The sequence below is a fragment of the Streptomyces sp. NPDC001816 genome, assembly GCF_042892235.1.
Lineage (GTDB): Bacteria > Actinomycetota > Actinomycetes > Streptomycetales > Streptomycetaceae > Streptomyces.
Genome location: NZ_JBIATY010000001.1, coordinates 154,393 through 168,960 on the forward strand (window position 1 = coordinate 154,393; position 14,568 = coordinate 168,960).

13 protein-coding genes are annotated in these 14,568 nt (G+C 70.8%); 7 read left to right on the top strand and 6 right to left on the bottom strand.

Going from position 1 to position 14,568, the window contains the following annotated elements:
- Positions 1-2 precede the first annotated feature (2 nt).
- The gene (locus tag ACFYZZ_RS00675) at positions 3-1,886 is read left to right on the top strand and encodes an albusnodin/ikarugamycin family macrolactam cyclase (RefSeq protein WP_389169698.1); all 1,884 of its coding nucleotides are present in this window, start codon (positions 3-5) and stop codon (positions 1,884-1,886) included.
- The gene (locus ACFYZZ_RS00680; RefSeq protein ID WP_389169701.1) at positions 1,886-2,716 is read left to right on the top strand and encodes a lasso peptide biosynthesis B2 protein; all 831 of its coding nucleotides are present in this window, start codon (positions 1,886-1,888) and stop codon (positions 2,714-2,716) included. Before ACFYZZ_RS00675 ends, ACFYZZ_RS00680 begins: the two co-directional genes overlap by 1 nt.
- A gap of 197 nt (positions 2,717-2,913) precedes the next feature.
- Here the strand turns inward: ACFYZZ_RS00680 and ACFYZZ_RS00685 are convergent, their stop codons facing one another.
- Together ACFYZZ_RS00685 and ACFYZZ_RS00690 are read right to left on the bottom strand one after the other, a co-directional pair.
- On the bottom strand, positions 2,914-3,072 hold the full coding sequence (locus ACFYZZ_RS00685; RefSeq protein ID WP_389169704.1) for a hypothetical protein: 159 nt from the start codon (positions 3,070-3,072) through the stop codon (positions 2,914-2,916).
- Positions 3,073-3,570: 498 nt separating this feature from the next.
- Positions 3,571-4,362 (bottom strand): VOC family protein, encoded by a 792-nt coding sequence (locus tag ACFYZZ_RS00690; protein WP_389169706.1) that lies wholly within the window; start codon positions 4,360-4,362, stop codon positions 3,571-3,573.
- Positions 4,363-4,678: 316 nt separating this feature from the next.
- On the opposite strand from ACFYZZ_RS00690, the gene ACFYZZ_RS00695 reads away from it, so the two are divergent.
- Positions 4,679-5,530, top strand: coding sequence for a sulfurtransferase (locus ACFYZZ_RS00695; protein ID WP_389169709.1), 852 nt, complete (start codon positions 4,679-4,681; stop codon positions 5,528-5,530).
- A 62-nt stretch (positions 5,531-5,592) separates the two neighbouring features.
- Here the strand turns inward: ACFYZZ_RS00695 and sepH are convergent, their stop codons facing one another.
- The 3 genes from sepH to ACFYZZ_RS00710 all read right to left on the bottom strand — a co-directional run bounded on the left by sepH (position 5,593) and on the right by ACFYZZ_RS00710 (position 9,677).
- Positions 5,593-6,633 (bottom strand): septation protein SepH, encoded by a 1,041-nt coding sequence (gene sepH / locus ACFYZZ_RS00700; protein ID WP_389169712.1) that lies wholly within the window; start codon positions 6,631-6,633, stop codon positions 5,593-5,595.
- Between the two features lie 526 nt (positions 6,634-7,159).
- Positions 7,160-8,479, bottom strand: a complete 1,320-nt coding sequence (locus tag ACFYZZ_RS00705) for a D-arabinono-1,4-lactone oxidase (protein ID WP_389169715.1) — start codon at positions 8,477-8,479, stop codon at positions 7,160-7,162.
- Positions 8,439-9,677 carry an MFS transporter gene (locus ACFYZZ_RS00710; protein WP_389171940.1) on the bottom strand — a complete coding sequence of 413 codons (1,239 nt, stop codon included), beginning with the start codon at positions 9,675-9,677 and terminating at the stop codon, positions 8,439-8,441. The genes ACFYZZ_RS00705 and ACFYZZ_RS00710 overlap by 41 nt, the downstream gene beginning before the upstream one ends.
- Before the next feature lie 169 nt (positions 9,678-9,846).
- Between ACFYZZ_RS00710 and ACFYZZ_RS00715 the strand changes: the two genes are divergently transcribed.
- Positions 9,847-10,974, top strand: a complete 1,128-nt coding sequence (locus ACFYZZ_RS00715) for a ferrochelatase (protein ID WP_389169718.1) — start codon at positions 9,847-9,849, stop codon at positions 10,972-10,974.
- Positions 10,975-10,982: 8 nt separating this feature from the next.
- Complete coding sequence (locus tag ACFYZZ_RS00720; RefSeq protein ID WP_389169721.1) at positions 10,983-11,798, top strand: inositol monophosphatase family protein; 816 nt, start codon at positions 10,983-10,985, stop codon at positions 11,796-11,798.
- Between the two features lie 89 nt (positions 11,799-11,887).
- Here ACFYZZ_RS00720 and ACFYZZ_RS00725 read toward each other — a convergent pair whose 3' ends face one another.
- Positions 11,888-12,061 carry a hypothetical protein gene (locus tag ACFYZZ_RS00725; RefSeq protein ID WP_186581674.1) on the bottom strand — a complete coding sequence of 58 codons (174 nt, stop codon included), beginning with the start codon at positions 12,059-12,061 and terminating at the stop codon, positions 11,888-11,890.
- A gap of 413 nt (positions 12,062-12,474) precedes the next feature.
- On the opposite strand from ACFYZZ_RS00725, the gene ACFYZZ_RS00730 reads away from it, so the two are divergent.
- The gene (locus ACFYZZ_RS00730) at positions 12,475-13,128 is read left to right on the top strand and encodes a response regulator transcription factor (RefSeq protein ID WP_003993508.1); all 654 of its coding nucleotides are present in this window, start codon (positions 12,475-12,477) and stop codon (positions 13,126-13,128) included.
- A 6-nt stretch (positions 13,129-13,134) separates the two neighbouring features.
- The gene (locus ACFYZZ_RS00735) at positions 13,135-14,403 is read left to right on the top strand and encodes a sensor histidine kinase (RefSeq protein WP_386575860.1); all 1,269 of its coding nucleotides are present in this window, start codon (positions 13,135-13,137) and stop codon (positions 14,401-14,403) included.
- The last annotated feature ends 165 nt before the right edge of the window (positions 14,404-14,568 follow it).

Genomic DNA, 14,568 nt, shown 5'->3' on the forward strand with positions numbered 1-14,568 from the left:
CCATGCCCGTCCCTCCGTGCACCGACCGTCAGCCGGTCAGGGACGGTCGTCACGAGGTTCGTCTGCCGCGGGGGCCGGCCCTCGCCGGGGTCCTGCCACCGGGCCCCGCACTGCCGCCTCCGGCTGCCCAAGTCTGGCCCGAAGAGCCAGTGCTGTGGTCCTGGGGCTCCTGGCACGACGGTGAGGTGCGCACCGTCGAGTGCCCGCAGGCTCGACTCCTCGCGGTCGGTCAGTGCCTGGCCGACACGGAGCGGATGCGGCACGATCTCGTGCGTTCGACCCGGGACGGTCACTGGGAGAGACTGACCCGATGGCCGGGTGCCTATCTGCTCCTGGTGCTGGAGGACGGTGGTCACCTCACCGTCTACACCGACCTGGCCGGGCAGTTCCCGCTCTACTACACACGGTGCGACGGCCGCACGATCATCTCCACGCTCGCGACGGCAGTGGCAGCGATGGCGGGTAGGGACAGCGCCGTCGACACGACAGCGCTCGCCGCACACATCTTCTGCCCCTCGGTACCCGAACTCGCCGAGGGGCAGTCGGCGTTCGCGGGCGTGCGTCGTCTGCAGCCGGGAGAAGCATTACGGATCGACTCCTCGGGCGCCGTCACACATGGCCCGTACGAACGGCTCGAAGCCGACAGCGGTGCCCGCTTCGAGGAGAGCGCGGCCCGCCTGCGGACATCTCTGCAGCGGGCCGTCGCACTGCGCGCTCATGGCGCAGGCCGGATCAGCTGCGATTTCAGCGGAGGAATGGACTCCACCGCCCTGGCCTTCCTCGCCGCCGAGGAGGCCGCGGAACCGCTGGACGCCTTCGTCTATCACCACCCCGACGCCCCGGCCGGCGACCTGGAACACGCCGTTCGGTACGCCGGCCAGTCATCCGGAATCCGGCTCCATGTCACGCGGGGCGGCGACGCGTCACTGCCGTACCGCAGCTTGGAGTCACGGGGAGCCGCAGACCAGCCCGATCCGTCCACCGCCGCCGTGGCGCGATTGCGGTTGCGTCTCGCGCACATCGCGCAGCAGGGCGCGGGAGCCCATCTGACGGGGGAAGGCGGTGACGCCCTGCTGACCGCGCCGCCCATCCACCTAGGCGAAGTGGCGGCCTCGGGCGAACGGCTCCGGCTGGCGCACGACGCACTTGCCCTCGGTCGACTGCGCCGCGTCTCCCCGGCAAGCATCGCGTGGCGGGCACTGCGCCTGGCTCGCACACCCCTGGACCGGATGCTGCAGGAACTGGCCGTCCAGTTGGAGAACCCCCAGCCGCATCCGCCGCAATGGCTGGACGCGATCGCCTGGTGGCCGAGCCCAGGGCCGGAGGCCTCCTGGTTGACACCTCGTATCCGCCGCGACCTCGCCGAGCTGGCCGCCGAGCGCGCCGCGCAGATCCGTCGGGACGGGGCACGGCCGAGCCCCGGCACTCGCGCCGCCCTGTGCGATCTGAGGGCCTCCGCAATGGTGCAGAGCCAACTCGTGGCAGTGGGGCGTTCGTACGGAGTGTGGACACAGGCACCCTTCCTCGACGGGGACGTCGTGCGTGCCTGCATGAGTCTGCCGGCGCCGCGGAAGGCGGACCCGTTCACCGCGAAGCCACTGCTGGCGGCCGGACTGAACGGGTTGGTCCCCGACGCCGTGCTGCACCGGCGCACCAAGGGTGACTACGCGGCCGAGGACTACCTGGGTGCCCGCTTCTCCGCGTCGGCGCTCCGGGCCCGCCTCACCGGGTCGCCGCTCGCCGATCTCGGCATCGTGGAACCAGCGCGGGTCATCGCGTCACTCGACAGAGCGGTGACCGGGCTCGCCGCGCCCTTCCCGGCGTTCAACCGCCTGCTGGGCGTGGACGTGTGGTTGCGGACCCACGCCGGGGGTGAGGAGACGTGATGACCCGGTTGGACGTGCCCGGCCACGTACGCGAGAGCCAGGGAGCACACGGTGGCGCCGTGTTGCTGGACGTGCGCTCGGGTCACTGCTTCGCCATGAACTCCGTGGCGAAGGTCCTGTGGCAGGAGTGGCGGCGCAGCCGGGACTTCGATGCCGGAGTACGCGTGACGGCACAGCTCTTCCCGGAGGCTTGTCACGAGCGAATCCAGGAGGACGCCCGGGAACTCGTCGATGCTCTCGTGAGCCGGGGGCTGCTCGCCACCGGCTGCCACGACACCGAACGTGAGGGATCGGCATCGGCCGGTTCGACCGGCGCACGGGCAGTGGAAACAGGGCACCGCCCCCCCGACCGTCCCGGTGCGGCCCGAGCAGTGCACAACCCCGTCAGCGCGGAAGTCCCCATGGCCGCCGCTCCGTTACGGCCGCGCCATACCGGCGGTGGTGCGCGCACCATCGCCCTCGGACTACTCGGACTGCTCGGACTGTTGGGCGCGCTCCTGCTGATCCGCCTGCCGTTTCGGACCGTCCTGCGCGTGGTGGAGTGGACCGGACGCCGTTGGTGCCGAAGGGAAGCAACTCCCTCGCAGGGGGCGGCTTCGCTGGCGGCGGTACGCCGTGCCGCCGTGCTGTACCCGGGGCGTGCCGCCTGCCTGGAAACCTCCCTGGCCACTTTCATGATGCTCGCACTCGGCAGGCGCAGGACGGATTGGTGCATCGGAACGGCCGTCGACCCCTACCGTTTTCACGCCTGGATCGAGGCCCAGGGGACTCCCGTCAGAGCACCCGACGACTACGGCGCGGAAGCATTTCGCAGAATTCTCTCCGTGTGATCTTGACGTGCCCGTACCGTGCCTTCGATTCGCACAATCACGGTCGCCGACCGCGGAGTTACCGGGCGGTTCCAAGACGGATTTTCGAGTGGTGACGGAAATACCTTCAACTGTCGCTGGTCCTGCGCTAGCCTGACCATGCGATGGGGCGGCCGCCGGTTCCGGCAACCGCCCCCCGCGAGGGATCACAGCCTCCCTCAGAACTGATGCATCAGCGCATCGATCGGCGTCGTACCGCCGTGTCCCTGAGCCGGCACGCTCCAGAGCACGAGGACGATGACGATGATGACCATCCGCACGTGCCACCACCGCACGGAGATCGAGCAGCGGGTGGTCATCGTCATTTTCATGCCCATGTCCGGTCACCTCCTTCCCGATGGGAGCCCGGTGCCCCGGTCAGCTGATCCGGAATTTCGGCGCCGCCTCCATCGCGATCCAGTGTTGTCTGCAACCGGCTTTAATTCAACGGCACTTCGATGCTTACGGCGTGCTTACATCCAGCATCTGAAGGCCACTTGTCGCGGTCTGTCATTCAATTCGCAGAAGTCTTGCCCGGAAAGTGCCATGCTCCGAGGGGAATTGAAATGTGCAGCCACTTCCCAACGGATCCCCCTGCTGTCCGCCACGACCCGGTCGGGCAGAGCCCTGTCGGCGCGGTCCGCGGCGGCAAGTGGGAACTCCGAAGGGGTGCCGGAGGCCCCGGTCGCACCAAATCGAAGGCGCACGGCCGGATGGCACCCGCCCCCGCCGCGAATGCAGCTTCGGGTGGACAGCTCAAGAGGCTTTGCTGCGGCCGGAGAGGGCCCGATTCATGTCATGTGATATGCGTCACATGGGTGGTGTGTGGTCGAGCGTCAGCGCGGCTCCTGGACCACCGAGAAGACCGCCCCCTCCGGATCCGCCACCGTGGCGACCCGCCCGTGCTCGCTGTCATGGGCCGGCCTGAGCACCCGCCCGCCCAGCTCGGCGACCTGCCGCAGCGTCGCGTCGGCGTCCGCGACCTCGAAGTACGTCAGCCAGTGCGGTCCCCGGTCCCGGGGCAGACCGTGGCCGACGCCGTGGATGCCGGCCACCGGACGCCCCCCGATGCGCAGGGTCAGGTAGTCGAAGCCGGCGGACAACACCGGCTCCTCCTCGTAACCGAACACCACCTCGTAGAACTTGCTGACGCTCTCCGTCTCGAAGGTGAGCAGCTCGTTCCAGGCGGGGGTGCCGGGGGCGCCGCTGAGCGACGTGCCGAAGTGGGCGGCCGCCTGCCAGATCCCGAACACCGCGCCGGTGGGGTCGGCCGCGATGGCCATCCGCCCGGCCTCGGCCGCGTCCAGCGGTCCGACGGCCACGGTGCCGCCGCACAGCCGCACCTGGTCGGCCGTCTGGTCCACGTCGTCCGAGGCGAGGTAGGGAGTCCAGGCGACCGGCAGCCGGCGGTCCGGCGGCAGCTGGCCGATGCCGGCCACCTCGTGCCCGTCCAGCAGCGCCCGCACGTAGGGGCCGAGCTGCTGCGGGCCCGGCCGGAACTCCCAGCCGAACAGCTCCCCGTAGAACTCCTCGGTCGTGGCCAGCCCGTGCACCATCAGGCTCACCCAGCAGGGCGTACCCGGCGTGCGCCGCGCGTGCGGACCGGCCGACTCCCGTGCCTCGGTCATCGATCACTCTCTCCCCGGCCCCTCGCGGTGGCCGTGTCGCTTCCGCTCCCCGGAAGGGGTGTGCCGCTGGCGCGTGCACGCCCGTGCCGGTACCGCATCCTCCGGCGTGCCGCACACCGTGCGCCGACGCCCGGGCGGTACCCCTGGGAGGATGTCCGATCTGCCGCCTTGGGACGCTTCCTGACGGTGGCCGACGGGTGTCCGTCAGCTGTACAGCGTGTGCCCGATCCCGTACGCCTCGTGATCGAGCCTGCCCGGCGGAGCAGAGTAGCCGGACCTGGACGCCTCGGCCACCCCTGACGTAAGGATGGACCCCATGACAGCCATCATCACCGCAACCGAACTCGCCGCCGGCCTGGCCGGGGGGCGCCCGCCCGTCCTGCTGGACGTCCGCTGGCAGCTGACCACGGCCAAGGCGGCGGGCGCCCCCGCGTTCGACGGCCGGGCCGAGTACACGGCCGGGCACCTCCCCGGCGCGGTCTTCGTCGACCTGGACCGGGAACTGGCCTCGGCCCCAGGCGAGCACGGTCGCCATCCGCTGCCCGACCTCGAGGAGTTCGGCGCGGCCATGCGCCGCGCCGGCGTGTCGGCCGGCCGTCCGGTCGTCGTCTACGACGGCGGACAGGGCTGGGCGGCGGCGCGCGCGTGGTGGCTGCTGCGCTGGACGGGCCACCCGGACGTGCGGGTTCTCGACGGCGGGTTGCCGGCCTGGCAGGGGCAGCTGTCGACGGACGTGCCCGACCCGGCGGAGGGTGACTTCGAACCGGCGCCCGACGCGGCCGGGTTGCTCGACGCGGACGGGGCCGCCGCCCTGGCCCGCTCGGGCGTGTTGCTCGACGCGCGCGCGGGGGAGCGGTACCGCGGCGAGGTGGAGCCGATCGACCGGGTCGGCGGCCACATCCCGGGCGCGGTGTCGGCGCCGACGAACGAGAACGTGGGCCCGGACGGCCGTTTCCTGCCCGCGGCGGACCTGCGGGACCGCTTCAAGGCCCTGGGCGTGTCCCAGGAGGCGCCGGTGGGCGTCTACTGCGGCTCGGGCGTCTCGGGCGCGCACGAGGTGCTGGCCCTCGCGGTCGCGGACATTCCGGCGGCGCTGTACGTCGGCTCCTGGTCGGAGTGGTCCTCGGACCCGTCCCGCCCGGTCGCGGTGGGGCCGGACCCGCAGTAGGCGACAGGAAAAGTGGGGGCACGCGCGCGCGTGCCCCCACTTCATACGGCCGTACGGCCGGTTTACTCCTGCTTCTTGCGCCGGGTCCCGAACACGATCTCGTCCCAGCTCGGTACCGCGGCGCGGCGGCCGGGGCGGACGCCGTCGGCCTCGGCCTGGCGGTCGGTGGCGCCGATGAGCCGGTCTCGGTGGCTGCCCACCGAGCGGGGCATGAGGACGTCCGCGTAGGCGGAGCCGGCCGAGGCGGCGGGCGCCGGGGGCTCCTCGGCCACGGGTTCCTCGGCGGGCTCCTCCGGGGACTCCGCGGGCCGTTCCGGGACCACCAGGTCGCCCCGGAAGCTCGGCACCGCCTCCAACAGGCTGGTGAGCGAGTCGCGTTCGCCCGTGCTCTCCTCGGCGGGCTCGGACGACTGGGCCGGCAGGCTCGGCCGCTCCCGGTCGCCCCGGTCGAGGGCGCGGTCCATCGAACGCTCGCGCGGCAGCCTGGCGATACGCGGGACGAACGGGAAGCTCGGCTCCGGTACGGCGAGGTCGTCGGACTCGCCGATCAGCGAGCGCGCCTCGTCGTCCACGGCCTGGACGAGCCGCCTGGGCGGGTCGTACGTCCAGCTCGCCGAGTGCGGTTCGCCCGCGACCCGGTAGACGAGGAGGACCTCCCAGGTGCCGTCGTCGCGGCGCCAGGAGTCCCACTGCACGGTGTCCTTCTCGGCACCGCGCAGCAGCAGCCGCTCCTGGACGGCCTCGCCGAGCAGCGGGCCGGAGTTCTCGCCGGGGCGGCGGACCGGGGTCTTGCGGGCCCGCTCGGCCATGAAGGCGCGCTCGGCCAGTACCGGACCCTCGAAGCGCCGCACCCGGTCGACGGGAATGCCGGCGAGCTGTGCCACCTCTTCCGCGGTGGCACCCGCACGTATACGGGCCTGGATGTCGCGGGGGCGGAGATGGCTCTCCACCTCGATCTCGATCTGACCGAGGCGTGGCCGGTCGCCGCGCACGGCGGCGCGCAGCCGTTCGTCGATCGGAAGCGTGTACTCCGTAGAGTCGGCAGCCTTGAGCACCAGTCGTGTGCCGTCATTCGAGACGGCCACGACACGCAGTTCGGGCATGGGGACCTCCCGGGTGGTGCCTGCCGACGTCACGTGCGTCGCTGCTTCCGCTAGTCGAGTGTGGCCTGCCCGGGTGCAGCCTGCCACAACCTTGCCGAGTTGCCCGGCGTGTCGGGCACGGGCCCTGGGTCGCCGTTATGGCACGGTTACCTATTCGCAACGCTAAGTGACGAACTCCATCACCCTGTGCAACAAGCCCCCTCCCGGCGGTCCTGCAAGGCCGCGGACACCCTGGTGGGAGACCGGACCCAGGGCTCGCAACAGTACTCCATTTGGACCACGTGCGTGGATTGGCGCGCCGCCCAACTTCTCGTAAGGGCTGCGACTTGGCCGTACGCAACCCGTTTTGCCGATCATGAACGTGGCGAACTTCACGCAATCCCCAGAAACGGAACGAATGGTTTCGTCCGTACTCCCCGAAGTCCGGTGAGCGCACGGCCCCTTCGGCCCCTTCGATCCACTCGTCCTATTCGGACGTGCCGTCGACGGGTGTCGATGGCGGCGGCGCTGCGACCCACGGCGACGCCTACGCCCCCAGAACCCTCCGCAAGTAGTCGTTCTGGAACAGCCGTTCCGGGTCGAGCCGGTCCCGCAACGCGGTGAACTCGCCGAAGCGCGGGTACACCTCGGCGAAGTACTCAGCGTCCCGCGTGTGCACCTTGCCCCAGTGCGGCCGGCCCTCGTGCGCCGTGAAGATGCGCTCGGCGGCGGTGAAGTAGGCCTGGTACGGCGTGCCCCGGAACATGTGGACGGCGATGTACGCGCTGTCCCGGCCGGAGGCAGTGGACAGGGTGATGTCGTCGGCCGGGGCGGTGCGCACCTCGACCGGGAAGCTGACGCGCAGACCGGAGCGGTCGACCATGGCCTTCAGTTCGCGCAGCGTGTCGGTCAGGGCCGCGCGCGGGACGGCGTACTCCATCTCAACGAAGCGCACGCGGCGCGGAGAGGTGAAGACCTTGTACGGGATGTCGGTGTACGTTCGCGCGGACAGCGCCTTGCTGGAGATCCGGGCGATCGCAGGAATGGTCGCGGGGGCGGCGCGGCCGGCCCACTGGGCCACCTGGAAGACGCCGTTGGAGAGGAACTCGTCCTCGAACCACCCGGCCAGCTGCCCCACGGGCTGCTCGGGGCCCGCGCTGCGGTTGTTCCGCTTGGTGTTGGTGTTGCCGGTGTGCGGGAACCAGTAGAACTCGAAGTGCTCGTTCTCGGCCCACAGTTGGTCGAACTCGGCCAGCACCTGCTCGAAGGGCATCGGCTCCTCGCGCGCGGTGAGCAGGAAGAGCGGCTCCACGGCGAAGGTGATCGCGGTGACGATGCCGAGCGCGCCGAGACCTATCCGGGCGGCCGCGAAAACCTCCGGGTTCTCCTTTTCGGAGCAGCTGAGCACCGAGCCGTCGCTGGTGACGAGTTCGAGCGCCTTGATCTGGGCGGCGATGGAGGCCGACTCGCGGCCCGTGCCGTGGGTGCCGGTGCTGGTGGCTCCGGAGACGGTCTGCTCCATGATGTCGCCCATGTTGGTGAGCGACAGGCCCTCGCGCGCCAGGACCGCGTTGAGTCTCTTGAGCGGGGTGCCCGCCTCGATCGTGACGGTCATGGCGTCCCGGTCAATGTTGCGAATGCCGGTCAACAGTTGAGGGCGGATCAACACACCGTCGGTGGCGGCGATGGACGTGAAGGAGTGCCCGGTGCCGACGGCCTTCACCTTCAGACCGTCCTCGGCCGCCCTGCGCACGGCCGCGGCCAGTTCCTCCACCGAGGCCGGCTCGACCTGCCGGGCGGGGCGGGCGGCGACATTGCCACCCCAGTTACGCCAGGTGCCGTTCTTCGCGCTCGCTGTGGTGCTCAACGGTGCCTCCCCGACCCGCGGCCGGCCTGCGAAGCCGGCGGTACCCGAGGAAACCGACCGCGACCGCGACGGCTCCGGACACGACCGGAACCCCGTACCCGGCACGCGCGCCGACTGCGTCGATCACCCAGCCGGCCACGGAGGAGCCGAGCGCGACACCGACCGCGAGGCCGGTGCTCACCCAGGTCATGCCCTCGGTCAGCTTCGCGCGAGGTACGTGCTTTTCGATGAGGGACATCGTCGTGATCATCGTCGGTGCGATGGACAGCCCCGCAACGAACAGCGCCACGGCCAGAAGCGGCAAGTTTCCGACCAGTAGGAGGGGGATCATACTCACGGCCATCGCCCCCACGCCCAGCAACCAGCGACGTTCCGGGACTCCCGAGAGGCGCAGCAGCCCGAAGACGGCACCCGCGACACAGGAACCGGCCGCGTACAGCGCCAGCACCACGCTCGCGGCCGCCTTGTGGCCGTGCTCGTCGGCGAAGGCGACGGTGACCACGTCGACCGCCCCGAAGATCGTCCCCGTGGCCACGAAGGTCGCCACCAGGACCTGGAGCCCGGCCGAGCGCAGCGCGCTGCCGCCGTCGTGCCGCTCGCGCGGGTGCGGCTCCGGCTCGGTGGCGCGCTGGGCGGTCAGCCAGAAGACGCCGACGGCCAGGAAGCAGCCCGCCAGCAGGGGGCCCGCCTCCGGGAACCAGGCCGTGGACAGGCCGATGGAGATGATCGGCCCGAAGACGAAGCACACCTCGTCCACCACCGACTCGAACGAGTAGGCGGTGTGCAGCTTCGGCGTGCCCCGGTACAGGGCCGCCCAGCGGGCCCGGATCATCGCGCCCAGGCTCGGCACCGTGCCGATGCCGGCCGCGCAGCCGAACAGCACCCAGTCCGGCCACCCGAGATGCGCGGTGAGCAGCAGCCCGGCGGCCGCCAGGAGCGCCATCAGGGTCGCGGGGCGCAGTACCCGGCGCTGGCCGTGCCGGTCCACCAGCCGGGATATCTGCGGCCCGACCGTGGCGGCGGACAGGGCGATGGTGGCCGACAGTGCGCCCGCGAGGCCGTAGCGCCCGGTGAGCTGGGAGACCATCGTGACCACGCCGATGCCCATCATCGACAGGGGCATCCGGCCGACGAAGCCGGCGGCGGAGAAGCTCTTGGTGCCGGGCTCGGCGAACAGGGCGCGGTAGGGGCTGGGCACGTGGTCTCCGGGCATCGGTAAGGCGCTAATGCGGCTGATACAGCTTACGAGTTAGGTGACCCTAATTGCATCAGGAATGACAGCCGGAAATACCGGACTAAACCGGCTGGAACTCGACTCTTCACCCCGCTGTTGCCCGGCCGTCAGAGCCGGGTGGCAGGATCGACCCATGCCAGACGCGCTCGATGCCACCCCGTACGACGCCCTGCTCCTGCTCTCGTTCGGCGGCCCCGAAGGCCCCGACGACGTGGTCCCGTTCCTGGAGAACGTCACGCGTGGGCGTGGCATCCCCAAGGAACGGCTCAAGGAAGTCGGACAGCACTACTTCCTGTTCGGCGGGGTCAGCCCGATCAACGACCAGAACCGCGCCCTGCTGGACGCCCTGCACAAGGACTTCGCCGAGCACGGCCTGGACCTGCCGGTCTACTGGGGCAACCGCAACTGGGCGCCGTACCTGACGGACACCCTGCGCGAGATGGTCGCCGACGGCCGGCGCCGCATCCTGGTGCTCGCCACCAGCGCCTACGCCTCCTACTCGGGCTGCCGCCAGTACCGCGAGAACCTCGCCGACGCGCTGGCCACCCTGCAGGCCGAGGGCCTCGACCTGCCGAAGATCGACAAGCTGCGGCACTACTTCAACCACCCCGGCTTCGTCGAGCCCATGGTCGACGGCGTGCTGCGTTCCCTGGCCGACCTCCCCGAGGACGTCCGCGACGGCGCCCACATCGCCTTCAGCACCCACTCCATCCCGATCTCCGCTGCCGACACCTCCGGCCCGGTCGAAGCCCACGGCGAGGGCGGTGCGTACGTCGAGCAGCACCTGGACGTGGCCCAGCTGATCGCCGACGCGGTCCGTGAGCGCACCGGCGTCGACCATCCCTGGCGGCTCGTCTACCAGTCCCGCTCCGGCGCCCCGCACATCCCCTGGCTGGAGCCGGACATCTGCGACCACCTCGAGGAGCGGCACGCCGCCGGCGCCCCGGCCGTCGTCATGGCGCCCATCGGCTTCGTCTCGGACCACATGGAGGTCCTCTACGACCTCGACACCGAGGCCACGGCCAAGGCCGGGGAACTGGGCCTGCCGGTGCGCCGCTCGGCCACCGTGGGCGCCGACCCGCGGTTCGCCGCGGCGGTCCGCGAGCTGATCCTGGAGCGGGCCGCCGTGGAGCGCGGCCAGGAGGTCACGCCGTGCGCCCTGGGCGCGCTCGGCGCGAGCCACAACCTCTGCCCGGTCGGCTGCTGCCCGGGCCGTGCCCCCCATCCGGCCGTCGCGGGCGCCGACAGCCCCTACGCGTGAGGAGACCCGTGACCGACGCCCTGCACAGGGAACTGCTCGACCTGGCCCAGGAGGCCGCCCGCCGCGCCGGCGAGCTGCTGCGGGACGGCCGTCCCGCCGACCTGGCGGTGGCCAGGACCAAGTCGAGCCCGATCGACGTCGTCACCGAGATGGACATCGCGGCGGAGAAGCTGATCACCGGCCTGATCTCCGACCGCCGCCCGGCCGACGGCTTCCTCGGCGAGGAGGGCGCCGACACCGAGGGCACGAGCGGCGTCCGCTGGGTGATCGACCCGCTCGACGGCACCGTCAACTACCTGTACGGGCTGCCGACCTGGGCCGTGTCCATCGCGGCCGAGCTGGACGGCGAGACCGTCGTCGGGGTCGTCGCGGCACCGATGCGCGGCGAGACGTACCACGCGGTGCGCGGCGGCGGTGCCTGGGCCACGGGTGCGTGGGAGGGCGAGCGGGCGCTGTCCTGCCGCCCCGCGCCCCCGCTGGACCAGGCGCTGGTCTCCACGGGCTTCAACTACGTCACCGAGGTCCGCGCCCACCAGGCCGAGGTGGCCGGCCGGCTGATCCCGCTGCTGCGGGACATCCGGCGCAGCGGATCGGCCGCGGTCGACCTGTGCGACGTGGCCTGCGGCCGCCTGGACGGGTACTACGAGCGGGGACTCAACGCCTGGGACTTCGCCGCCGGGGATCTGATCGCGCGGGAGGCGGGCGCACTGACCGGCGGACGCGCCTCGGAGCGCCCGTCACGTGATCTGACGGTCGCGGGTACACCGGGCGTCTTCGAGCCCCTTCAGCGCCTGCTGGAGGACTTCGGGGCCTGGCACGACTGACCGGGCTGATGCCTGCGCAGGACGCGAGAACGACGGAACCCCCCGGCGCTGGATTCGCCGGGGGGTTCCGCTGTTGTGCTGCGGGCCGATCAGACGCGTGACGCGCCGACTTCCACACCGTGTTCGGCGGCGAGGCGGCGCAGGTCGTCGAGCTCGGCCTGCTCCACTTCGGCGAGGAAGTCGTCGCCCTCGTCACGAGCCCGCGACAGGTCGGACTCGGTCGCCCTTATGCGCTGCAGAAGTCCTGCGGTGAATGCGTCCATGCTGCGCCCCCTCGTCCTGGGTCGTGGGTCGGTGGCACGGGGGTGTGCCGTTCGGAAGGGGCGATCACGCCTTGCGCAGGTGCCCAGCGCTGCCCTGCCGGGCGGCCACGGTGCCGGACACCCACGCCCGCTCTGCGGAAGCGGATGGTGATGTACCGCATGGTGTTGCGGCACATGCAGAGCGTGATCGCGGGGTGTAAAGCCGTCCTCCCCCCACGTCCTTCCGCGGAAACCTCAACCGCCAGAGAAAATCCCGCATTCCCGCCCCGGGAGCCGCATCCCTGCGGTCCGGACCCCGCCTTACAGCCGACTTATGGCCGAAAAGGGCAGGATGGAGGTCACATCCCACGGACACCCCTGCCCGCGTGCGCTCACTGAGTGCTACGCGGGTGGACACAGGAAGGACAAGCGACGTGCGCGTACTCGTCGTCGAGGACGAGCAACTGCTCGCCGATGCGGTGGCCACCGGACTGCGCCGGGAGGCCATGGCCGTCGACGTCGTGTACGACGGTGCGGCCGCCCTGGAGCGCATCGGCGTCAACGACTACGACGTGGTCGTCCTCGACCGTGACCTCCCGCTCGTGCACGGCGACGACGTCTGCCGCAAGATCGTGGAGCTGGGCATGCCCACGCGCGTGCTCATGCTCACGGCGTCCGGCGACGTCAGCGACCGTGTCGAGGGCCTGGAGATCGGCGCCGACGACTATCTCCCCAAGCCGTTCGCGTTCAGTGAGCTGATCGCGCGTGTGCGCGCCCTCGGACGCCGTACGAGCGTGCCCCTGCCCCCGGTCCTGGAGCGCGCCGGCATCAAGCTCGACCCCAACCGCCGCGAGGTCTTCCGCGACGGCAAGGAGGTCCAGCTCGCACCCAAGGAGTTCGCGGTCCTGGAGGTGCTGATGCGCAGCGAGGGCGCGGTCGTCTCGGCCGAGCAGCTGCTGGAGAAGGCCTGGGACGAGAACACCGACCCGTTCACCAACGTGGTCCGTGTCACGGTCATGACGCTGCGCCGCAAGCTCGGCGAGCCGCCCGTGATCGTCACCGTGCCCGGCTCCGGCTACCGGATCTGATCCGCCGTGGCCACGACACCCGCGCCCGCCCAGGCGCCCCCGAAACCCACCTGGGACCCCCGGCGGCCGCAGCCCCCCTTCCCGTGGCTGCGCCCGACCATCCGGATACGGCTCACGCTGCTGTACGGCGGCATGTTCCTGATCGCCGGCATCCTGCTGCTGTCGATCATCTACCTGCTGGCCGCGCAGGCGATCACCACGGGCAACATGCCGCCGTTCAGGATCGTCAGCTTCTCCCAGGGCTCCAAGCTGCAGATCACCAGCGACTACTGCCCCGCGATCAACATGGCCGGGAACACGTCCGGTCTGTCGCTCCAGGACTTCAACGACGCGATCAGCCACTGTGTCGACCTGCGGCGCCAGTCGGCCCTGGACGACCTGCTCAGCCGCTCGCTGCTGGCCCTGCTGGGCCTCGCCGTGATCGCCTTCGCGTTCGGCTACGCGATGGCGGGCCGCGTGCTGTCCCCGCTCGGCCGGATCACCCGCACCGCCCGTCAGGTGGCCGGATCCGATCTGTCCCGCCGGATCGAGCTGGACGGCCCGGACGACGAGCTGAAGGAGCTGGCGGACACCTTCGACGACATGCTGGAGCGGCTGGAGCGCGCCTTCACGGCCCAGCAGCGCTTCGTCGGCAACGCCTCCCACGAGCTGCGCACACCGCTCGCGATCAACCGCACGCTCCTGGAAGTGCACCTGTCCGACCCGAACGCCCCCGTGGAGCTGCAGCAGCTCGGCAGGACGCTGCTGGCCACCAACGAGCGCAGCGAGCAGCTGGTGGAGGGCCTGCTGCTGCTCGCCCGCAGCGACAACCAGATCGTCGAGCGCAAACCGGTCGACCTGGCCGAGGTGGCCGGCCAGGCCGTCGACCAGGTGCACGCCGAGGCGGAGGCCAAGGGCATCGAGATCCGCGGTGAGCGCAAACCCGCCGTGGTGCAGGGCAACGGAGTGCTGCTGGAGCGGATCGCGCTGAACCTGGTACAGAACGCCGTGCGCTACAACGTGGCCAAAAACGGCTGGGTGGAGGTCACCACGGAGGTGGAGCACGGGCAGGCGGTGCTCACCGTGTCGAACACCGGGCCGGTCGTGCCGGCGTACGAGATCGACAACCTCTTCGAGCCCTTCAGACGGCTCCGTACGGAGCGCACGGGCAGCGACAAGGGTGTGGGCCTCGGCCTGTCCATCGTCCGGTCCGTGGCCCGCGCGCACGGCGGCCACATCGCGGCGCAGCCCCGCGAGGGCGGCGGCCTGGTGATGCGCGTCACGCTGCCGTTGTGACACAGATCCGACACACGCGGAGGATGTTCGCTTTGCGCGGAATTTTCTGGGCACCTGATCAGGTTGACCCTGTGTGATCGATCACATGGGCGGATTTCCGGCCATGTACTCTCCGTGATCATGACAGGAGACGTAAAGCCGGGAAAATCCTGGTTTTCAGGGCTC